The sequence below is a fragment of the Azospirillum sp. B506 genome (assembly GCF_000333595.1).
Lineage (GTDB): Bacteria > Pseudomonadota > Alphaproteobacteria > Azospirillales > Azospirillaceae > Azospirillum.
This window is the reverse complement of record NZ_BADK01000152.1, coordinates 1-21649: the sequence shown is the minus strand read 5'-3', so window position 1 is coordinate 21649 and position 21649 is coordinate 1. Positions and strand designations below refer to the sequence as shown.

Below are 21649 nucleotides of genomic sequence, written 5' to 3'. Positions count from 1 at the left end.
TTCACCGTGTCGGATGACCTCTGGCAGAGCCGCCTGGATGTCCTGCGGGCTGCAGAGGATGTCGTGATGCTCGGTGCCGACATGGCTGGCGACCAGCCGCTGCTGCGGCGTCTCGTCGAAGCCGGCATCGGTGAAGCGGACGCCGAAACTGTGCATGTGGGTGGTGTCGAGCTTGCGGGCCAGCGCCGCGATCACCGAGCTGTCGAGCCCGCCGCTGATATAGACGCCGACTGGCACATCGGCGCGCAGCCGCAGGCGGATGGCATCGAGCAGTTTCTCCTCCAGCCGGTCGGCCGCCTCGTCGAGCGACAGCGTGGCCAGCGACGGATCGGCGGTGAAGTCGGGCTGCCAATAGCGGTCGGCATGCAGAACCAGCGTGGAATCGACGCGGATGGCGGTGCCTGCGGGTACGCTTTCCACCCCTGCGAAGACGCTGCCGTGCGGCGCGGTGCTCCAATGGATGAAGACCTGGGCGAGACGGGCCGGGTCGAAGGCGGGCGTTACGCGGCCGCCGCCGAACAGGGCCTTGGCTTCGGAGGCGAAAACCAGATGGTCGCCACGGCGGGCATAGAACAGCGGCAGGATGCCGAGACGGTCGCGGACCAGCCACAACTCGTGCTTGGCGGTATCCCACAGGCAGATGGCGAACTGGCCGTTCAGCTTGGCCCAGGTCGCGGGGCCGTATTCCTCGAAGGCGTGGACGATCACCTCTGTATCGGTCTGGGTGTAGAAGCGGTGGCCGCGCGCCTCCAGCTCCTGCCGCAGCTCGACATGATTGAAGATCTCGCCGTTGAAGCTGATCCAGAGGGTGCGGTCCTCGTTGTGGATCGGCTGGAAGCCGCCGGCCAGACCGACGATGCTGAGCCGGGCATGGGCAAGCCCGATCCGGTCGTCACGGTAGAAGCCGTAGCCGTCCGGGCCGCGGTGCCCCAGCATGGCGATCATGCGCTTCAACTCGTCGAGATCGGCCGGTTCGGCACGCGATCCTGCGAGAACTCCGGCGACACCACACATGAGCGTGCTCTCTGTCCTGAGGTGGATGGTGGTCTTGGTGGTGTTCTACGGTGGGGCGCTTGTCCCCTTCCTAAGCGTCCCCCGCCACGAGGGAGAGGGCTGTGGTGGGGGTTCCCGCCTGCATTTCCTCCACCAGTTCCGCCCGCCTGATCTTTCCGGAGTCGGTCTTCGGCAGGCTGTCGCGGAACTCGATGAACTTCGGCACGAGGTGACTTTCCAGCCGGCCGCGGCAATGCTGGCGGATCGCCGCTTCCGAAAGATCGGCGCCGTCGCGCGGGACGAGGAGGGCCTTGACCGCCAAGCCATCGGCATCGTCGGGGACGCCGATCACGCAGGCCTCCAGCACGCCCTCCAGCTCATACAGCGCGTTCTCGACCTCCTTCGGGCTGACCTTCTCGCCGCGGCACTTGAATATGTCGTCCTTGCGGCTGACGAAGTAGAGGTGCCCATCGTCGTCCTGGGTGAACAGGTCGCCGGTGAACAGCAGCGGCTCGCCCTGGGGACCGCGGCGCAGGCGATGGGCCGTCTCCTCCGGCCGGTTCCAGTAACCGCGCATCACGTTGGCGCCGCGCACCACCAGTTCGCCCACCTGGCCGGGGGGGAGACGGTTGCCCTTCTCATCGGCGACGAAGGCCTCGCAGTTGGGGATGGCACGCCCGACGGAGGTCGGCTTCAGATCCAGATCGGCCGGATCGAGCGTGCTGATGCGGGTGCAGCACTCGGTCATGCCATACATGGAATGGAAGACGGCCTGGGGAAAGCGCTCGCGCAGCCGGCGGAGATGGGCGGCCGGCAGCGGGGCGGCGGCGTTGGTCAGATAGCGCAGGCTGCCGAGATCGGCGGTCCTTGCCGCCTCCAGCCCCAACAGGGTGGAAAAGACGGTCGGCACGCCCGGCAGGCCGGTGACGCGGTGCCGCACCATCCGCTTCAGCGTTTCCATCGGGAAGGCGAAGGAGCGTTCGAGCACCAGGGTGAAGCCGATACGGGCGCCGGTCAGCACCTGGGACAGGCCGTAACCGAAGGTCAGCGGCAGGACGCACATCACCACGTCGTCGGGGGTGTTCTCCAGGTAGCTGGAGATCGACCAGCTGGTGTTGACGTAATTGGCGTGGGTCAGCATCACGCCCTTGGGCCGGCCAGTGGTGCCGGAGGTGTACATGATCGCCGCCAGATCCTGATCGATCAGGCCGGGATCGGCCGGTTGCCGATGCGGGGCCGCCAGCGCGCCGGCATAGAGCAGCCCGGCGGCGCCGTCGGGCAGACCGGTGCCGACCCACAGCACAGACGGCTGGGTTTCCAACGCCTCCAGCGCCGGCAGAACCTGACGGGCCAAGGCGGACGGCGCGATCAGCACCCGGACGCCGGCATCGGCCAGCAGGTAGGTCAGCTTGTCGGCCTTGGTCGAGGGATTGACGGGCACGAACACGCCGCCGGCCTTCAGCGTGCCGAACAGGCTGGCGACATACTCGATGGAGTTCTCCAGCATCACCGCGACACGGTCGCCGCGGGCGACCCCCGCCGACTGGAGCGCGCAGGCGACGGCGTCGCTCTCGCGGTCCAGCTCGGCGAAGCTGCGGCGGGCATCCCCGGCGATCAGCGCGGTGCGGGATGGATCGCGCCCGGCCGTCTCGCTGAGGAACTGGTGAACCAGATGGGCCATGGTGATGTCCTTCTTGCCCTAACCCGTCTTTTGCCCGTTCCGCCCCGCCGCTCCTGCAGGATCAGGCGGCGTTGCGCAGGTCCTGCTTGCGGCCGACGAAGGCGGCGATGCGGTCCACGGATTCCAGATTGTCGGCGACCATGTCGTCGTCGTCGACGGCGATGCCGAAGCGCTCTTCCAGGAAGGCGACGACGTGCATGATGCCGGTGCTGTCGATGATCCCCGACTCCAGCAGGGATTCGCTGTTGTCGAAGCCGGAGTCCTTGCCGAGCAGGAAATTCTCCACGATGAAGGCGCGGATTTCCGGCAGGGCGGGAGCGGTCAGGGTCGTGTCGGTCAGTGTGGCGGTCCGCATGTCTCTGAAAACTCCTGCTGGGTTCGGTCGACTTGGGTTTGTCGTATGGATGTTCGTCGTAACGGGGACTGTCGGGAAACCGGTTGGTCTGAACGGGGAGCCGGGTGGCGGGCCGGACACTGTCGCTGGGCAGATCGGGCTACCCATTTCCCTGTGTCCGGCGGTGGTTCGGCTCCATCCTTTCGCATCCGCGTGATAAGCAATTTTATCGTGATGCTTGCGTTGGTTTGCGAGGGATCAAAGGATAGGAGTGGATTGAAGTCTGTGGTTAGCCACTCTGTTCGGCGGTAATACAGCTTGTCGCGGGGCGGCCGACGTTCGGGATGGCGCGGGTATTGATGGTCATATGCCCGCAGACTTGGGCTTTACCACCGAACCTGTCCATTGGGGCATAACCTCCTCGGCCGAATCGCCGGTGTTCGCCGCCTTGCGTTTGCGCAGCCAGGCCGGGATGCCGGTCAGCTGTACGCTCAGCCATTCCACGGTCGCATCGTCGGACACCGGGAACGCCTTCAGCCGCAGCGGGTCGGTGGCAGCATCGTTCCAGCCGGGGTCGATGCTGCGGGCGGTGCGGTAGCCGGCTCGGCGAATCTCTTCCACCTCGCGATCGCTGAAATCGCCGTTGGGGAAGGCGAAGTGGCGGCAGGGCCGGCCCAGCGCCTCTTCCAGCTCGGCACGGCACAGCGCGATCTCGTCGGCGCAGCGGCCGTCGTCGCATTGCAGCAGGATCGGGTGGGTCCGGGTATGGGCACCGTAATCGGCTACATCGGTCATCCGCGCGATCTCGTCCCAGGTCATCGCCTGACGATCCTCGCCGTCGCGGTCGGGATCATTGCCGGCTTCCGCCAGCAGGCGGCGGCGTTCGGGATCGGGAACCCGCTTCAGCCGCTCGACCCCGATGCCGTCGGCGGCGGCAGTCTTCCACCAATAGGGGCGGGCGGTGCCGACGATCTGGCTGCACAGATAGATCGTCGGGCGCAAGTCGAATTCGCGGAACAGGGGCGCCAGCGCCGTGTTGTTCCGATGCCCGTCGTCGAAGGTGATGACCAGCGGATAGTCCGGCAGCTTGTCCCAGCGGCCGGTCTCCATCGCGGTGGCGACTTCGTCCAATGTGGTGAAGCGGTAATGCCTGGCGTACCAGCGCAGATGCTCGCGCAGCACCTCCGGGGCCGGGTCGTGGTAGACGACGATGGTCACCGCCTGCCGCGCCTTCAGGAACCGCTGCATCGCACCGAACCCCGACCAGCGCACCAGATTGGCAATGGCGTTTTTCATGGTGCCCTCTCCTTCTTGTCGATGCCGTCGGTCCAGGATCGATGGGTCCTGGACCGGCAGCGTCCTGCCCTGTTCGGCGTCAGCCGGTGGTGCGTTTCGAATGGCCGGCCGGTCCGGAGGCCGGGACGGGCCCGGCGGGAACGGCAGGCGTCGTGTTCAGGCTGCCGCGGGAATTGCGGCGGTAGATCTCGAGCAGGCGCTCGCGGAACACCGCGACGTCGAACTGGCGCTCCCAGCGCGCACGGGCGCCGGCGCTCAGGTTCCGGCGCAGGGTGCGGTCGTCGATCACCCGGGCCAGGGCATCGGCCAGCGCCGATACGTCGCCCGGCGGAACCAGCAGCCCGGTCTCGCCGTCGGCGATGGCGTCCGGAACGCTGCCGACCGGGGTGGCGACGATGGTCAGCCCTTCCGCCATCGCCTCCAGGACCGACATCGGCAGCCCCTCGAACATCGAGGGCTGGACCAGCACATGGGCACCGGCCAGTTCGCGCCGGCAGCCGGCCTGATCGAGCCAGCCGGTGAAACGGACCCGGTCGGCGATGCCCAGATCCATGGCAAGGGCGCGGTAGGTCTCCAGATCGCCGTCGCCGGCGATGGTTACCTGCCAGTTCCGGTCGCGGCAGGTGGGGGAGGCGAGCGCGTTCAGCAGAATGTCGATGCCCTTCAGCTTGATCAGCCGGCCGAGGAACAGCAGGCGGACCGGACCGGCGAAGCCGTCTTCCGCATCGTCACGCGCCGGCGGGGAGGCCGGACCCGGCACGGCGTTGTGCAGCAGGGTGGTGCGCTGCCGTGCCTCCGGCCCGAAGGCCTCGGCCACCCAGTCGCGCCAGAACTCGCCCAGCACGACGACCTCGCTGGTCATCGTCATCATGCGGCGGATCGCCCAGCGCATCAGCGGACCGGCGTCCTTGAACTGCTTCGGGAAGCGCCCGCCATGCAGATGCAGGACGACCGGCACGCCGAAGCCGCGGGCCATGGCGATCAGGATGCCCTTGCGCAGGACACTGCCATACTCCGCCATATGGATGTGGACGAGGTCGGCCTTTCCGGCGGCGAAACAGCCGGCAAGCCGTGTGGCCGCCCGTGCGAAATACAGGGGCATCAGGTGGAATTTGCCGGGGCCGTAGCTGTCGATCACCTCGAACTTCACGTCCGGGCAGTTTTGCCGGAAATCGGTCGTGAAGTTGTCGACCACACGGCCCATTCCGCCTTTCTCCTGGGTGCCGCCGGGGGAGACGATATAGATCATGTCCGCTCCTGATCCTTTTCCGGCCCGCCGTTCCTGCGTTGCGTCCCGGCTTTTACCGTGTGACGTCCGTCTTCCGACGGCTGCGGCGGGCTTGTTATGGTATCGGCCTCTGGTCCCTGCCGGCCTGACGGTCAGGCCGTGGCAGGTGCGTCGTGGTGCGGCCGATAGGCTGCCGCCCTTTGGAAGTCGCGGGTTGCCCCCCTTTGGACCGTGCCGCGGCCAATGCCAGGGCGACGTTCGCGAGCAAGTTTACGCGATGCAGCATCCGCACGCTGTGGAGCGACCGAACGGGTTGGCCTGCCGGTATGGTTACCCAGCCTGTCCATGTGCATCTCCCTTTCGGTTATGCCCGCATTGATTGTTTTCCAATCCGATCATCGAAGCCGCCGCCAAGGTTTAGCGCCGCTTGGACGCGGCGGCGGCCGATCCGGCAAGCTTGCCCAGTTCCCCCGACAGTTCGGTGCCGCTGCGGTCCAGCTCCTGATAGATCGCCAGCAGGGACTTGGCGTAGGCGTCGATCACGAACTGCTTCAGGAACAGGCGGCGGCCGTTCTCCGCGAGCCGGCGATACAGGTCCGCATCCTGTCCGACCTGTGTGACGGCGTCGGCCAGGGCACCAGCGTCGTTCACCGGGATGATCCGCGCGGTCTCGCCGTCGGTCAGCACCTCCGGGATCGAGCCGACCGGGGTGGTGATGACCGGAAGCTGGGCCGACAGGGCCTCCAGGATCACCATCGGCAGCCCCTCGTGGGTTGAAGGCAGCAGCAGCATGTCGTGGGAGCGGATGTGCGCATGCGCCTCCTCCCGGCCGATCCAGCCCAGGAAGCTGCACTGCTCTGCAATCCCCAGCCCGGCCGCCATGGCGCGGTAGCCGTCGACGTCGCCGCCGCCGCCGATGGTGACCCGGAAGGGCTGGCCGCGCTCCTTCAGCATGGCACAGGCGCGCAGCAGCGTGCCGATGCCCTTGCGCTCCGACAGGTTGGCCAGCACCAGCAGGGACAGCGTCGATCCCGGCTCCGGCGGGACTGGGGTGCCGAGGTCGGCGCCGACATCCGGCACGGCGTTGTAGAGCACCCGGATCTTGTGGGGATCGGTACGAACCGACTGCACCAGGAAGTCGCGCCAGTTGTCGCCAAGCACCACGACCCGGCCGCAGCGGTTGAACAGCCAGCGGCTGATGCCGCGGGCGAACATGCCGCCCTCGAAGAACTCGACGAAGGAGGCGCCGTGCAGGTGGACCACCGTCGGGCAGGACATCAGCCCCGACACCAGCTGGACCGCCGCCTTGCGCAGGAAGCTCGCCCGCTCCGACACGTTGATGTGCACGACCGACGCCCGTCGCCGGGCCAGGATCCAGGCAAGCCGGGCCAGGGTCACGCCGAGATATAAGGGTGACAGCAGAACGCTACCGGTACCGCGGGTGTCGAGGATGATGGAGCGGGTCGTGCCCGACCGGTCGAACTGGTCGACGACGTAGCCCGTCATGCGGCCGATGCCGCCGCCGCCGTCGAGTGCGCCCGGCGTCGCGAACACGACGACGGTCCTGGTGGGCGCATCCGGCTGGCCGGCGGGGGTGCGGATGTCGTTGGTGCTGTCCATAGGCGTCGGGGTCCTTTTTCGTGCTCAGGCGGCGTCGGACGCGGAGAACAGGGCCTGCCGCAGCCGGCGACGCAGGCCGACCGGCATCAGCGAATGCATGGTGAAGGTGGCGAGCGCCATCGGAGTCGGCTGACCGTCGCGCAGTGCCGAATTCAGGATGCGCCAGCGCGTCCCTGCCGTCCGGGCCGCCTGCTCGCCGCCGGTCGCCTGCAGCAGCAGGCTGGCATAGGCGCGCGGCGACAGGTGGTCGCGCATCGCTTCCGCCCATTCCAGCGCATGGGTGATGTTGTGGCAGGTCGACAGCGTGACGCGGTTGTTTTCCTCGGTGTAATGGACGGCCATCACCTCGGGGATATGGACCAGGGCCACGCCGTCGATCCCCCCGCAGGTGATCAGCCATTCCCAATCGTCGAACCGCGATTTGGGGACCGGGTTGCGCAGCAGCAGCGCCTTCGGAGCCAGCAGTGTGGTGGTCGGGGCGAAGGTCTCGCCTTTGAACAGGCCGCGGCGGACGAACAGATAGTCGCCGATGGCGTCGGCGGCGGTGGCAAGCCGCCGTGGCCAGGCGAAGGTGCCGCGGGCGGTCACGACCTGGCAGCGGCAGCTGACGATGGGGAAGCGGATGCCGGCCGGTCGGCCGGCCATCTGCAACTCCACCTTCTCCGGCATCCAGTGATCGTCGTCGTCGAGGAAGGCGATCCAGTCGCCTTTCGCGCGGCGCACGCCGATGTTGCGGGCTTCGGCCGCGCCGTGGTTGGTCTCAAGCTCCATCACGGTCAGGCGCGGATCGGCCAGTGTCGCCAGATGCGAGGCGGTGGCCGGGTCGGCCCGTCGATCACCACGATGACGTCCAGAATCCGATAGGTCTGGTCGAGAGCATTGCGCACGGGGCGCATCTACATGTCCGGGCGATTGCGCGTGGGGATCACGACGGTAACCTGTTCGTTGGCCACCTGTTCGCTGTTTGCCGGGCGGTTGCTGCTTGCCGGCTCGTTGTTCGGATTCATGGGTCTGCCTTCGGTCGAAGGAAAATGGGAAAAGTCGCTGAAGACGGGGGTTAGAGCGCCCGACCCTGCCCGGCATAGACGGGGGAGGGCGGGACACCGGCCATCGCATTGCGGCGCAGGCGATGCTGCTCGGCCGCGCGGTCGTTCAGCAGCCGCTGCCAGCGGCTCTGCTGGATCAGCCGGACGACGGCGATGGTGGCGATCACCCAGTTCATCGAATGGCGTTCGGCGAACACGCTTTCCGACACCGACACCGCCAGCAGGGCGCAGCCGACGGCGAAGGCCCAGGCGGCTTCCGGCCGGCTGTTGCCGTAGCGGGCGGCGAAGAAGCCCTGGAACAGCATGCGGCCCAGCACGACCACCACCAGCACGACACCGACGAGGCCAAGATCGAGAGTCAGTTCCAGCCAGCCGCTGTGGGCCGAGGTGATGCCCCAGTCGCGGGTGAAGCTGGACCCCGGTCCGTTGAAGCCGGACCAGTAGGCGGCATAGCCGTAGCCCTGCAGCGGGCGCTCGCTGACGGATTGGACGATGTGCTCCCACAGCACGGTGCGGCCGGTCAAGGTCGGGTCGCGGCCCAGCGCATAGAGCACGTCGTACCAGAAGGTGGCGCCGGCGGTGACCATGATGACCAGCAAAGCCAGCAGAAACGCCATGGTGGGGGCGAAGTTGCGGATGCTGCCGCGCAACATGGTGGTCGACAGCAGTGCCACCGACACCAGCACCGAAGTGACCAGACCGGTGCCGGACCGGCTCATCACGATCAGCAGCATCGCCAGCAGGATCAGCGGCCTGGTCAGCCAGCGGCCCATCTCCTTCTGCCAGTCCAGCCAGACCAGCGCCAGCACCAGCCAGACCATCATGCGGCCGGTGACGTTCTTCTGGAAGAACACGCCCTTCCAGGCACCGACATGCTGGGAGCTGTCCAGGCCGATGGCCGGCATGGCGAAGATCATGAAGAAGGACACGAACATCAGGAAGGACAGCCCGACCACCAGCAGCCGCATGATCTCCGGGAAGCGGAAGCGCAAGGCCAGCCAGATGCCGAACACCGTGGTGAACAGGAAGGCGATGGACCGGCGCAGCGTGACGTCCGGGAACAGCGACCAGAGCGCCGTCAGGAAGGCGAACGCCATCAAGGCCGTCAGGGCCGGGCTGGCGAAGGGGATCTGGAAGGCGATGGCCGGTCGCAGCGCGATGGCGGCAAGCACCAGAACATAAAGACCGCCGTAGAGAACGGTGACACCGGCTGATTCAAGATCGCCGGCCAGCGGGTCGCCGCCGGTCAGCATCAGCGGAAGAACCGAGCCACCGAAGGCGACAATGCCGATGACGGCGATGCTTTTTTCCAGAAAATCCAGGATTTTCATCCGCTTTCCCTCAGGCTGCCGTACCGCGTTCGGCTGTGCAGCCCTGAAGATGCGGCTGGCACCCGCCGTCTCGTAGGCGGGCGGTGGCATTAGACCGAAGGAGGCTGGAACCGAAAGGGGTAGCCGCATTTGCGTTGTCCCCTCCCTTTACCGCCCGAAAAAGGGAATGGACTCTATGGATTCCGCGAAGAAAGACCCCCGCGCGGGTGGCGCGGGGGTCCGGCTGGCATCCGGTTCGGGAGGGGCTGGCTTAGGAACCGTCGCCCTTCAGCACCATCACCGCGGTCTTGCAGAGGATGAAGAAGTCGAACAGCAGGCCGCAGTTGCGGACGTAGAAGACGTCCATCGATACACGCTCCTGGAAGGTGGTGCGGTGGCGCCCCGACACTTGCCAGTAGCCGGTCAGGCCCGGACGGACGGTGCCGATCACCGCGGCGGAGTCCCCCACCTCCGGCAGTTCCTTCGGCATATAGGCGCGCGGGCCGATCAGGCTCATGTCGCCCATCAGGATGTTCCACAGCTGCGGCAGCTCGTCGAGCGAGGTCTTGCGCAGGAAGCGGCCGAGCGGGGTGATGCGCGGGTCGACCGTCAGCTTGTGGTAGGTCATGTACTCTTCGCGGGCGACCGGGTCGTTCGCCAGCAGCTGCTGCAGCTGCTCTTCCGCATCGACATGCATGGAGCGGAACTTCAGCAGGTCGAAGGTCTGCTTGCCTCCGGCCCAGCGCTTCTGGCGGAACATCACCGGGCCGGGGCTGTCCAGCTTGATGGCGACGGCAAGGCCGAGCATCAGCGGCGCCACCAGCACCAGCAGGATGGCCGACAGCACGATGTCCATGGCGCGGCGGATGCGCAGGTAGCCGGTCGGCGGGCGGACGCTGACGCGCAGGGCCAGCGAACCATGCAGGTTATGATAGGTCGCGTCGACCGCGCTGACATTGCCTTCGCCCAGCACGCAATAGACCTGGCGGAAGGGCAGGGTGCGGACCAGGCCGGTCAGGTCGCTGCCATGGCGGCCCATGTCGGCGACGATGGCGGCGCTGGCTTGGCCGGCGACGGCGGGCGACTTGGCCAGCAGCTCCACTGGCCCCATTACCGGCAGGCCGGCGACGCGGGTCTGCCACAGGCTGTCGTCGTCATCGACGAAGCCGACCGGCCGCATGCCGAGCCAGGGCAGGCGTTGCAGCTTCTCGGCGATGGCGGCACCCTGCGGGCCGGCGCCGACGATCATCACCGGCGTGCGCCAGTCGAGGGCGCTGGACAGCAGCCCCTGGATCAGCAGCAGGTCGGCGACATAGGTGATCGCGAAGCCGAGCAGCGCAATCGACAGTGCCTCCACGAAGAAGGAGCGGAAGCCTTCCATCACGATGAACGGCACGGCCAGCACGGCGCAGCACAAAAAGGCCGCCTGAAATGTCCGTCTCGTCCGTTCCATATAGTCGAAGCGTCCGAGCGTGTAGATGCCGAACACCGACTTCACCAGGGGCACCAGCATCAGGCCGGTCACCAGCGACCGCTGCCACGCGGCGGCCTCCAGCGGATCGGTCAGCGGATCGGTGCCGAGGAAATGGTTGAGCGTCCACCCCACAAGGGCGAGAACCAGTCCATCGGACAGTGCAAGCAACAGCCCGGGGGCGATCGTCGGGATCGTCGCCTTTTTTGCCGAGGTCAGATCGATGACCACTTCTGGGTCCAGTTTGCTCATCGCAGGTCCCGTGGTTGAAGGGAATGCCAGCCACCGCACGGCCATTCGTGCGGATGGTCGCTCGTCATCAGCGTCTCTTGGGATTCGGCCGGTCTTTACTTGGTGGCGCCGCAGCATCGCCCGCGGCGCATTTGTGTAAAGATCGCTCTTTCATGATTTTTGTCGGCTGATCCTCTGTTCGTTGAGGACGAATTAGGATGAGGAAGCTCGGGCAGCAACAGTGCATACGGACGTTGATTTCGCGTCCGCGATACCACTGCTGTTTCGAAGGGTGCGGGTGCCCGAATATTAATGGAGATACTTTCGGATGTGGTGCCCAGCGGAGATAGCGTTTCGGATTAGCGGTAAGGTGGTGCCGCACCCCCGGCGGCCCCTCCAATCGCCGCAATTTCAGGGTAGAGGTCCCTGGCCTCTTCTCTGAAGGGGCGGAAAGCGGCGACGCGAAAGGAGAGGTTCGCCGAACTTGCGGGGTGGGGCCGCCAGCCGGATTGGCCGAAGGGAGGCGCCCGGCAATTCCGAGCGGGGGCGCGGCGCGAACGCACCCTTGCCTGTTGCCGGGCGCAAGAGGCAGCGTGCGAACTCGCCGGAAAGCCTAATCTGAACGTCCGGGATGTCTTACCGAAGCCGTGGTGACTAGCACCGAAGAGTGCTGCAGTCGCTTCAAGGCCGAATTGACGCTTTCCCGACCTCCGCCAAGATTTGGCGCGTTCTTTTTCCTTGTTCGGGCCCGCAACACCTGTCGGGCGCAGCGCTCGCCGCAAGTCAGGCGGCACCGGAAAAAGAGGCGGACTACAGGGGGCGAAGGAAACCGGATGGCTGTCGAAGCTGGTGCGATCATCAAACATGGTTGGATGTTCATGGTGGCAAACGTGGTCAACCGCGCCGCGGGACTGCTTCTGCTGCCGCTTTATGCAAAGGTCCTGTCACCGGCGGAGTTCGGCGTCTATGCCCTGATCAGCGTGGTGGGTGACATCGTTGCGGTCATGTTGATGATCGGGATGATCAACGCCTTCACCGTCGTCTATTTTGAACATGCCGACGGCCGCGACCGCTCCCGCGTGGTCAGCACGACGATGATCGGCCTGTGGGTCGCGTCTCTGGCCCTGCTGGCGGTGGCGCTGCCGGCGGGCTGGGGGGCGAGTGACCTGCTGTTCGGCGGCACCGACCAGGGGCCGATCATTGCCTTCGCCTTCGCCGGCATCGCCTTCAGCGCCGTGTTCGAGTTGGCGCTCGCCTATTACAGGGTCCACAAACGGTCGGGCACCTGCCTGTTGATCTCCGTCGGCAAGGCGGTGGGGCTGATCGGGCTCAACCTCAGTTTCCTGCTGGTGATGGAGCTTGGCGTGACCGGCATCTTCCTGGCCAACGCCATCACCTTCGTCGGGTTGGGCATCGCGCTGACGGTGGCGATCCTCGGGGCGAACGGTGTCGGCTTCTCCTTCGGCATCCTGAAGCGGGTGACGGTGCTGGGCCTGCCCTTCATGCCGCAGACCATGCTGGACATGGGCAACCAGTTCGCCATGCGCTATCTGGTCAATCTGCTGATGGGCGTCGCGGCGGTGGGCGTCCTGTCCTTCGGGCTGCGGCTCGCCACCATGCTCTACATGTTCCTGACCGCCTCCTTCCTGCAGATCTGGTCGGTCAGCCGGATCGAGGCCCAGCACGACCTCGGGGATGGCAGCGCCGGGCGCGACCAGTCGGAATTCGTCTTCTACCTGTTCGTCGTGCTGCTGTCGGCGGCGGCGCTGGGCATGGCGCTGACCGCGCCGGAGGTGCTGTGGCTGATTGCGTCGAGCGAGTACGACACGGTGCTGCCCTGCATGCCGTTGCTGGTGCTGTCCTATGTCGTCCACGGCGTGCGCATGCATGCCGAGGTCGGACTGGTGAAGACCAAGAAGGTCGGCGTTCTGCCGGCGATCTCGCTGGGCGGGCTGGCGGTCGGCACGCTGATCATGGCGGTGACGCTGGGGCCGCTCGGCCTGATCGGCGGGGCCATCGGCGTGCTGGGACGTGAGTTGGTTATGCTCGGCGCGACCGAGGCGATGTGCCGCCGCCTCAGCCCGAACGAGCCGCCGCTCAGCGCCCTGCGGGTGACGGGCATCCTGGCGCCGGCCGCCATCGCCTATCTGGCCGGCATCGCCCTGTTCGGCTTCGAGGTGAACCCGACCTTCGCCGCCGCCAAGGTCGGACTGACCATGCTGTTCGCCGTCGCCACCCTGTTCGGGCCGAGCTTCGGCAGGGCGGACCGCGCCATGCTGTTCCGCATGACCGCCCGATTTTTTCGCCGGCCCCAGGCGGCATGAAGGCCGCCATGGGAACCGGCGTGACACCGCTTGATCGGAGAGGATGACACCGCGATGCAGGACGCTCCGCGCTACACATTTCGGCAGCTTGTTGCGGCGGACGCCACCCGCTACGGCGGCGGCTCCGGCCTGGGGGCAGTGCTGAAGCTGCTGGCGGGAAACCGCATGTTCCGGGTGACCTTCACCCTGCGCAGCTGTCAGGCGCTGGACCGGATGGGCGGACCGTTGGGAAAGCCGCTGCTGGCTGCCTGCCGGCTGTTGCACCGCTGGACCCAGCAGTCCGCCGCCATGGATCTTCCCTGGGAAACCCAGGTTGGCCCGGGCCTACGCATCCTGCATGGTTGGGGGCTGGTGGTGAACGCCAGCGCCCGCATCGGTGCCAACGTGACTCTGTTTCACGGCGTCACCCTGGGCCAGAAGGACGATCTGCTGCCCAGCGGACGGGTGACTCATTACCCGGAGTTGGGCGATGGCGTTTGGGTCGGCCCGCATGCGGTGGTGATCGGCGTCAGCATCGGCGACGAGTGCATCGTCGCCGCCGCCTCCGTCGTCACCAAGCCGATGCCGCGGCGCACCGTCGTCGCCGGCAATCCCGGCAAGGCGGTGGCCGAGGTCACCATCCCCGACATCCCGCACCCGGCGCCGGTCGGCAGCCCGTCGGCGATGCCGGATGCCACCGCGCCCTCGCCGATGCCGAGCTGAACGCGGACAACGGCAAGGGACCGGCAGCAGAACGGCCGGTCCCTCGTCTTTCAGGCACTTATCCGGTCAAACGATACCGAACGGTCAGGCGGCGTGAGCCAGGCTGCTGTCCAGCTCGTGATGGTTGGCGTCGACGGCAAAGGTGACGCCATACACGTCGTGGCTGACAAGGTGCTGCGTCGTCGCCAGGTCGGCGGCGGTCGCCGTCGCGGTGGCGGTGTCGTTGGCGGCGCTCATCGTGTGGGCCAGCAGGTCGGCCGAGCTGAGCGAGGCGGCGGCGGCCTTCGCAGCCGAGGCGTCGACGATCGTGCCGGTGCCGGTGGCGTCGGCGATGGTCGCTGCGGTGGCGTTGGAGATCTTCAGGCCGAAGGTCTCGTTGCCTTCTGACACGCTGTCGCTCAGCACCTTGACCGTTACGGACTTGGTGGTCTCGCCGGCGGCGAAGGTCAGCTTGCCGCTGGTGGCGGTGTAGTCGGAGCCGGCCTTGGCGGTGCCGTCCACCGTGGCGTAATCCACCGTGACCGGGGTGCTGGAGGCCGACGACAGCTTGACCGTGAAGGTGGCGTTGGCCGTGGCGGCGGTGGTGGTCGGGGTGTCGAACACCGACCCTTCCATGGCGCCCTTCACGATGGCGGCCTTGGTCGGGTTGATGGTCTTGTAGTCGTCCATCAGGATGCCGCCGACGTCACCCGATTCCGGGGTCCAGGCCCAGAAGGTCCAGCTCATCCCCTTGTCGCCGGCGGCGATGTCGCTCTTGCCGTCCAGGTTCCAGTCGCCGTTCAGGTACTTGGCCAGGGTCTTGCCCCAGGTCTGCTCGGCGGCGCTGGTGAACTGGCCGCCCCATTCGCCCAGCATGATCGGCGCGGTGTCGTTCTTGTACAGGTACCCCCACATCTTGTCGTACTGGGCCGGCAGGTTGTTGGGGTAGTTCGGATCGTTCAGCCAGCTGAACTGCCCGACGCTCTGGCCGTAGGCATGCGGCGAGTAGACCAGCTTGTCGGGGGTGTTGAAGTGGATCGGGCGTGCCTGCGCACCGGCCAGCGTGCTGCTCCACTCCGTGCCCTCGACGAACAGCAGCCAGTCCTTGTTGACGGTCTGGATGGCGTTGCCGATGCGCTCGGCGGCCGAAGCCCAGTCGGTGGCGGCGGCACCGCCCCAGGTGGCGGAGACGCTCGGCTCGTTGTGCAGGTCGGCGCCGATGACGGTCTCGTTGCCGGCATAATGCTGGGCCAGCATCTTCCAGTTGGCGATCATCGTCGATTCCGGGTGGGCGCTGGTGTACCACAGCCCGCCTTCGTTGGTGCCTGCACCGCCGTCGTTGCGGTGGTGGTCCAGGATGACCTTCATGCCGAGCTTGCCGGCATAGTCGATGACCTTGTCATAGACCTGCAGGCGGGTCAGGCCGGCCAGATCCGGATTCTTCGAGAAGTCGATGCCGTTGGTCACCGCGGTGCTGTCGAACATTTCGTCCGACATGGTCAAGCGGATGGTGTTGAAGCCGACCGACTTCATGCTTTCCAGATGATGCTGGTAGCTGTCGGCCCACAGGCCGGCGGGCACGTAGTTGTAGCCCTCGCCGCCGAACCAGTTCACGCCGGTCAGGCGGACGGTGTTGCCGGCCTCGTCGACGATCTGGTTGCCCTGGGTGTGCAGGAAGCCCTGGATGCCGCCGGCGGTCGTGGTGCCGGTCGGTTCCGTCACCGTCACGTCGCCGACCGACAGGCTCGGCTGGGTCGGCGTCGGGGTGCCGGGATTGGTGGTGCTGCCGGAGAACCAGGACTTGTCGGCGTGGACCTCCATGGTGCCGTTCCACCACATGGCCTTCTGGCCGGCGACGACGTCCTTGCCGTCGAGCGCGCCCTTGTCGATCGACACGATGCTGTCGGTCGGGGTCACCGCATGGCCGCCGATGGTGATCTTGTTGACGTACAGGTTGCGGTCGGCGCCGTTGACCACGCCATCGTTGTCGTACTGGATCTGGACCTTGTGGGCGGCGTCGGCGCCGACATTCGCGGTGAAGGTGAAATCCTTGGCAGCGGTGCCGGCGGTGCCTTCGCCGATCATCTTGCCGTCGACCAGAACCTTGAAGTGCGCGTTCACGCCGCCGGCCGCATTGCCGTACGCATTCACGACGATCGGTGTGCCGCCGGTGGTCGGCGTCGTGGGCGTGGTCGGCGTGGTCGGGGTCCCGGTGGTGCCGGCGAACATGTCCTTGGACATGTTGAAGTCGAGCGAGCCGCTCCAGGAGAGAACTTCGCGGCCGGACAGGGTGCCCTGGCCTTCAGCGGCATAGGAGACCGCCGAGTTGGTGGAAGCGATGGTCTTGCCGTTGACTTCGATCGACTTGACGATCAGGTCGCGGTACATGCCGGCGGTATCGGTCGACAGCCAGTCGTTGTCGTACACGATCTGAACCTTGTGCGCGACGTCGGGAGCCACCTTGGTGGTGAAGCTGAACCGGCCGGCGCTGGTGGAATTGACCGTCGCCTGGCCGACGGAGACGCCGTCGACGAGGAACTTGAAGTGCGGCCAGACTCCTCCGGCAGTCACACCCGAGGCATTGACGACGAAGGTCGTATCGACGGGGCTCGTTGCCATTGGAAGTATCCTCTTTTCCGTGAATTTCGCTGGACCCCAATCTGGCCGGGAAAGGTTAACGAGCTATTTCAAATTTTAGTGAAATGCGTCTCTAATGCCACTATCACTTGTGAAAAGAATGAGACACGAAAAACCCCTTTGCCGATGCATTGCAGCAACAAAGGGGGTTTCCGTGTCAGTAAGTTGTTGATCTATCGCTTTTTTGCAGTGATCAAACGGGTGTCATTTGGGCTTATGGGCCACCACGAACACCTCGGGACGGAACAGATAGAGCTGGCCAACCCTTCCGAGCTTGCGATTAAGGGTTAACGGCAAGCGTCCCAAAATTGCCTCAACCAGCTTCGCGTAGCCGAGAAAGGCGCGGCTGGCGAAGTGCAGGTTCATCCGTCGGCGCACCGCCATCGGCAGGATATAGACGGCCTCGACCCGGCTGAAGCCGGCTTGGCGCAGCATCGCCTCCGTTTCGCCCCAGCCATATTCGCGCAGATGCATGCAGATCGGCTCGTTCAGGCCGAACACCTCCGACAGGTCGGCCGGACCGGCATATTTGTGCGGCATGCTCAGGATGTATTTCCCGCCCGGCTTCAGGATGGTGTGGACGTTCGTCATGTGGGTGACGACGTCCTCCGGGTGCATATGCTCGACGACATGGGTGGAGATCACGCTGTCATAGCGGTCGGCCTGCTCGAACTGGGCCAGATGGATGCCGTCGCTGTTCTTCCAGGTGACGTTGGAATCCTGCTCGATCCAGGTCGCGCCCCGTTCGCGCGTCACCTCGGTGGCGACGCAGCGGTAGCCGTGGCGGGCGAGATAGCGCAGAAGCCGCGCCTTGCCCGATCCGACCTCGTAGACGTCCTGCGGTCCGCCGAGCAGCGTCAGGAAATGGCGGAAGTCCAGCTCGTCGTTCCGGGTGCGGGCGTCGTCCTCCGCTTCGTTCAGCCAGGGACAACTGGTGTAGAGCGTCGTATAGGCCTGCTCGAACACGTCCCAGCGCTCGTCCGGCTTGCTGGCCAAAAGCTCGCGGGCGAGGCGCCGCTCCAGATCCCAATGCCGCTGCACCATCTCGGCGGTCAGCGGATAGCTCGGCGAGAGGTGGAACTTCCGCCGGTAGCGCTCGACGAGCGCATTGTCCGTCGTGCGATCGGCGGGCAGGCGATCCATCGGCAATGTGTCGGCTGTGTTCTGCACGATCGACCTCTCCATCAGATGGGTACAGGACGCTTTCAGGGACTCTAAACGGGAGCGGCAGCGGACGCGCGCGCGCGAAGGAGAAAGTGCGCGGGCCTATCGCAGGGGGTGGACTGCGCCAAGGGCGTACCTCCGCGGTGCGACGCCGGGGTACGGTCAGCCCGACCGCGCCTTGCCGGTGCGGGCCTTCTCCCGCAACGTCTCCACCACCGCGGTGTAGAGCGGCAGTGGCCGGGAATTCTCGTCGTAGGGGGAGGGGTGGGGGCGCAGGTCCGGATGCTCCCGCGCGATGAAATTCAGGTCGGAGCGCAGGTGCCACCAGCACAGCTCCTCCACCCGCGCAGTGTCCAGCATGTCGGCGAGATACTGCCGGGCCAGCTGGCCCATCGCCCGGTCCTTTTCCGCCCGCGACCACGAGCGTGGCAGACGGGTCTCGTCCACGTCCATCTCCGTCAGATGGACGGACAGGCCAAGCCTGTCGACCGCGCGCAGGAACTTGCGCATGCCGGCGCTGTCATAGGGCTTGCCGCCGATCAGGTGGCTTTGCAGGCCGATGCCGTGGATCGGCACGCCGCGTTTCACCGCCCCGGTCAGCCAGTCGAGCAGATAGGTGCGCTTGCGCTGCTGCCAGCCTTCGTCGATCTCGATGCCGAACTCGTTCAGCACCAGCTTCGCCTTGGGAAAGGCTTCATGCACATGGTGGAAGAAGGGGTCGAGCCATTCCGGACCCTTCTCGGCCCCGCCGGCCGCCACCCACCACATGCCGCGGCGGAAGCCGTAGCGGTCCTGTTCACCGGGATGGCTTTCCACCGTCTCCCAGAAGAAGACCTCGTTGGCGACGTCGATGCGGTAGAAGATGTCGCCGTAGCGCTGCCGCACCGCCTCGACCACGCCGGCGAAGCGTGGCCAGACCGTCTCGGCGCTCAGCGTGCCGTCCAGCGAGAAATAGGCGCTTTCCGAGATGCCCAGCTCCGCCTGCCGCTCCGCCGGAAGCTTCATGTAGGGCGGCATGCCCATATGCTGCCAGATGATCGTGTGCCAGTTGGGCGTGGCGCCGATGCTGCGCGCCAGTTCCACCGCGGCGTCGAAACGGCGCCAGTCGTATTTGCCCTCGGTGTGCTGGAAGACGCCCCATTTCCCGCCATTCTCCGGAGTGACGACGTCGCATTCGCGCGCCATCAGACGGTCGAGCATCGGGTCTTCCGGATCGATGAAATGGTCGCGGGCGGCGCCGTGGCGGATGCCGAGCGCCCGGCAGGCCTCGCGCAGCGTCACCGCCGGTTCGGCCGCCTGCGGCTGGGGAGCGGCAGCCTCCGCCACCGTAGGGCCGCTGGCACCGCGGCAGCTCGCCAGCACCGCGCCGGCGGCGGCGGTCCACAGCAGGTCACGCCGGCTTGGGCGCCATCGCTGCGGGCGCCATTTGGAAAAGCCGGGCTTCGGACTCTCGATCATGAGGAGGGGCTCTCTTCCTGTCGCAGGGGCCGGTCGCAAGGGAGGGCTCAGGTTCCGGTCATGGAGAGGCCCCTCGCTGCGGATGCCGCAGCGTCCGCAGGGGAAGGGCCTCTGGGTCGAAGGAGCTTCAGGTCATCCCCGCATTCCGCGTCAAGGAGCGGTCCGCAGGGTGGTGTCGCCATAGTATTTCCGGGTGGCGACATAGCTGTTGTAGGGACCCTGGTAACCGCGCGACGCCGCCTTCTTCAGGTTCACGTCGGTCATCACGGCGACGAACTTGCTATGGTCGATCGGGCCGAGGTCGGCGACCGCCTGGAGGTCGCTGGCGGTGGTGTGGCCCCAGCGGCTGACGAACAGGACCTTCGACGCGGCGCCGCAGACGATGCGGGCATCCGACACGGCCAGCGCCGGGGCGGTGTCGAACACCACCAGATCGAAGTGGGGCGACAGGCCGGCCATCAGGTGGACAAGGCCGTCGACGTTGAAGCGGTCGAGCGTCTCCGACATCAGGCGGCCGGCCGGGATCATCGCATAGGGCGCGTCCTCGCTGTTGTGGACGATCTCGTCCAGGGTGGCGGTGCCGGAAATCCAGTCCGACAGGCCCTTCTTGGCCGACAGGTTGAACAGGCCGTCGATGCGCGAGCGGCGGAAGTCGGTGTCGACCACCACCACGCGGCGGCCGGCCTGGGCGGCGACCTGGGCGACGGCAAGGCTCATCGAGGTCTTGCCGTCCTGCGGGCGGGCCGAGGTGACGGCGATGGAGCCGACCGGCCCCAGATCCGACAGGTGGTTGCGGAACAGGGCGCGCATCGATTCCGCGAACAGCGAGAAGGGATGCTTCTGAAAGAGCTGGTCCAGACGGCCGCGGGTGCCGCGGGTCGAGTGGTGCGGGACGATGTGGACCGTGCCCACGCCCAGGATGCGGCGGACGGTGTCCGGGGTGCGGATGCGGCGCTGGAACAGCTCGATGCCGAAGACGATGAAGACGGCGACGGCAAGCGAGGCGAAGAAGCCGGCCAGCAGCAGCAGGACGCGGAACGGACCCGACGGCTCATGCGGGACCTGCGGCGCCGAGACCAGCTTGACGGCGGTCGGGAAGGCACGGTTGTCCTGCTGGGCCTGCACCTCTTCCAGACGGCCGAGCAGGCTGTCCAGCAGCTGGCGCTTGGCCTGGGCCTCGGCCTCCAGCGTGCGCAGCGGCACCGCTTCCTCGGTCATGGTCTGATAGCCGGATTCCAGCTTGGCAATCATCGCCTTCAGGGCGTTCTCCTGCTCGATGGCGACGTTCGCCGCCTCGCGGACGCCGCCGATCTCATGACGGACTTCCTGCTGCAGCGAGGAGTTGGCTTCGTTCAGGCGGGCCTGGAGTTCCTGGATGCGTGGATGCTTCGGACCGTACTGGCGCGACAGCTGGGCCAGTTCGGTGGAGATCGAGGCGACGGTGGCGCGCAGTTGCGCCACGACCGGGGAGGCGAGGCTGCCGCCGTTGCCGGCGCTGCGTTCCAGCGTCTGGGCCTGGGCGACGGCGCGGGCGCGGGTGGCGGCTGCCTCGGCCAGACGCAGGCGGGCCTGCTCAAGCTCGGTGGTGGCCATCAGGCCGTTGGTGCCGTTCTTGACCAGACCGGCCTTGAAGCGGACGGCGTCGACCTTGGTGTCGGCGGCGGCGACTTCCTTGCGCAGGGTGGCGATGCGGTCTTCCAGCCAGGCGACGGCGCTGGTGGACAGGTCGCGGTCCATCTGCTGGCGGGTTTCCATGTAGCGGCGGACGACGGTGTCGACCACCTTCTGGGCGATTTCCGGGTCGCCGGCGGTGTAGCGGACCTGGATCACGCGCGACCGGCCGACGACGCCGACCTCCAGGTTGCGGCGGACGCGGTCGAGCACGCCGTCGATGCTGTCGGCGGCGCGGGTCTCGCGCAGACGGGTGTCCTTGGTCATGTTGTCGCCATGGGCCAGCACGGCCTGGACGACGCCCGGCAGGTCCGGACCGAACACGGCATGGGCCTTCTCGCGCGTCCAGGCGGTGGCGCGCTCGACGAAGGGCTTCGTCTCGTCGGCCTGGACCGGCGGGTTGTACTCCTGGTTCGTCGCCAGCTTCAGGTCGGTGACCGCCTGGGACAGCACGGCGGTCGACTTCAGGATTTCGATCTCGCTGAGGATCGCGCCTCCTCCGGC

15 protein-coding genes are annotated in these 21649 nt (G+C 66.6%); 2 read left to right on the top strand and 13 right to left on the bottom strand.

The annotated features are described in order from the left end of the window. The 9 genes from asnB to I71_RS05455 form a co-directional block, all read right to left on the bottom strand. On the bottom strand, nucleotides 1–1014 hold a 1014-nt coding region (gene asnB / locus I71_RS05495; protein WP_042691925.1), incomplete at its 3' end, for an asparagine synthase (glutamine-hydrolyzing). Nucleotides 1015–1084: 70 nt separating this feature from the next. Then, nucleotides 1085–2674: a class I adenylate-forming enzyme family protein gene (locus tag I71_RS05490; RefSeq protein ID WP_049975942.1), complete on the bottom strand. Its 1590-nt coding sequence runs from the start codon at nucleotides 2672–2674 to the stop codon at nucleotides 1085–1087. A gap of 61 nt (nucleotides 2675–2735) precedes the next feature. Further along, nucleotides 2736–3029 carry a phosphopantetheine-binding protein gene (locus I71_RS05485; protein ID WP_049975941.1) on the bottom strand — a complete coding sequence of 98 codons (294 nt, stop codon included), beginning with the start codon at nucleotides 3027–3029 and terminating at the stop codon, nucleotides 2736–2738. A gap of 342 nt (nucleotides 3030–3371) precedes the next feature. Continuing rightward, nucleotides 3372–4304 (bottom strand): polysaccharide deacetylase family protein, encoded by a 933-nt coding sequence (locus I71_RS05480; RefSeq protein WP_042691920.1) that lies wholly within the window; start codon nucleotides 4302–4304, stop codon nucleotides 3372–3374. Nucleotides 4305–4383: 79 nt separating this feature from the next. Continuing rightward, entirely contained in the window at nucleotides 4384–5553 is a 1170-nt protein-coding gene (locus I71_RS05475; protein ID WP_244433652.1) for a glycosyltransferase family 4 protein, read from the bottom strand. 396 nt (nucleotides 5554–5949) lie between these two features. Next, on the bottom strand, nucleotides 5950–7152 hold the full coding sequence (locus tag I71_RS05470; protein ID WP_042691917.1) for a glycosyltransferase family 4 protein: 1203 nt from the start codon (nucleotides 7150–7152) through the stop codon (nucleotides 5950–5952). 24 nt (nucleotides 7153–7176) lie between these two features. Next, nucleotides 7177–7923, bottom strand: a complete 747-nt coding sequence (locus I71_RS40520) for a glycosyltransferase family A protein (protein ID WP_280109857.1) — start codon at nucleotides 7921–7923, stop codon at nucleotides 7177–7179. Between the two features lie 286 nt (nucleotides 7924–8209). Further along, entirely contained in the window at nucleotides 8210–9529 is a 1320-nt protein-coding gene (locus I71_RS05460; RefSeq protein WP_042691914.1) for an O-antigen ligase, read from the bottom strand. A 250-nt stretch (nucleotides 9530–9779) separates the two neighbouring features. Continuing rightward, nucleotides 9780–11231, bottom strand: a complete 1452-nt coding sequence (locus tag I71_RS05455; RefSeq protein WP_042691911.1) for an exopolysaccharide biosynthesis polyprenyl glycosylphosphotransferase — start codon at nucleotides 11229–11231, stop codon at nucleotides 9780–9782. Between the two features lie 812 nt (nucleotides 11232–12043). Here I71_RS05455 and I71_RS05450 point away from each other — a divergent pair. Then, the gene (locus I71_RS05450) at nucleotides 12044–13534 is read left to right on the top strand and encodes a lipopolysaccharide biosynthesis protein (RefSeq protein ID WP_042691908.1); all 1491 of its coding nucleotides are present in this window, start codon (nucleotides 12044–12046) and stop codon (nucleotides 13532–13534) included. A 54-nt stretch (nucleotides 13535–13588) separates the two neighbouring features. After that, nucleotides 13589–14236 (top strand): serine acetyltransferase, encoded by a 648-nt coding sequence (locus tag I71_RS05445; protein WP_049975940.1) that lies wholly within the window; start codon nucleotides 13589–13591, stop codon nucleotides 14234–14236. Between the two features lie 84 nt (nucleotides 14237–14320). Here the strand turns inward: I71_RS05445 and I71_RS05440 are convergent, their stop codons facing one another. The 4 genes from I71_RS05440 to I71_RS05425 form a co-directional block, all read right to left on the bottom strand. Then, nucleotides 14321–16834 carry a cellulase family glycosylhydrolase gene (locus tag I71_RS05440; RefSeq protein WP_042691905.1) on the bottom strand — a complete coding sequence of 838 codons (2514 nt, stop codon included), beginning with the start codon at nucleotides 16832–16834 and terminating at the stop codon, nucleotides 14321–14323. Between the two features lie 222 nt (nucleotides 16835–17056). Then, entirely contained in the window at nucleotides 17057–18022 is a 966-nt protein-coding gene (locus tag I71_RS05435; RefSeq protein WP_244433651.1) for a bifunctional 2-polyprenyl-6-hydroxyphenol methylase/3-demethylubiquinol 3-O-methyltransferase UbiG, read from the bottom strand. Nucleotides 18023–18178: 156 nt separating this feature from the next. Then, nucleotides 18179–19474 carry an endo-1,4-beta-xylanase gene (locus tag I71_RS05430; RefSeq protein ID WP_042691901.1) on the bottom strand — a complete coding sequence of 432 codons (1296 nt, stop codon included), beginning with the start codon at nucleotides 19472–19474 and terminating at the stop codon, nucleotides 18179–18181. Between the two features lie 150 nt (nucleotides 19475–19624). Further along, nucleotides 19625–21649 (bottom strand): polysaccharide biosynthesis tyrosine autokinase (locus I71_RS05425; RefSeq protein ID WP_042691898.1); only part of this gene is annotated, 2025 nt, incomplete at its 5' end.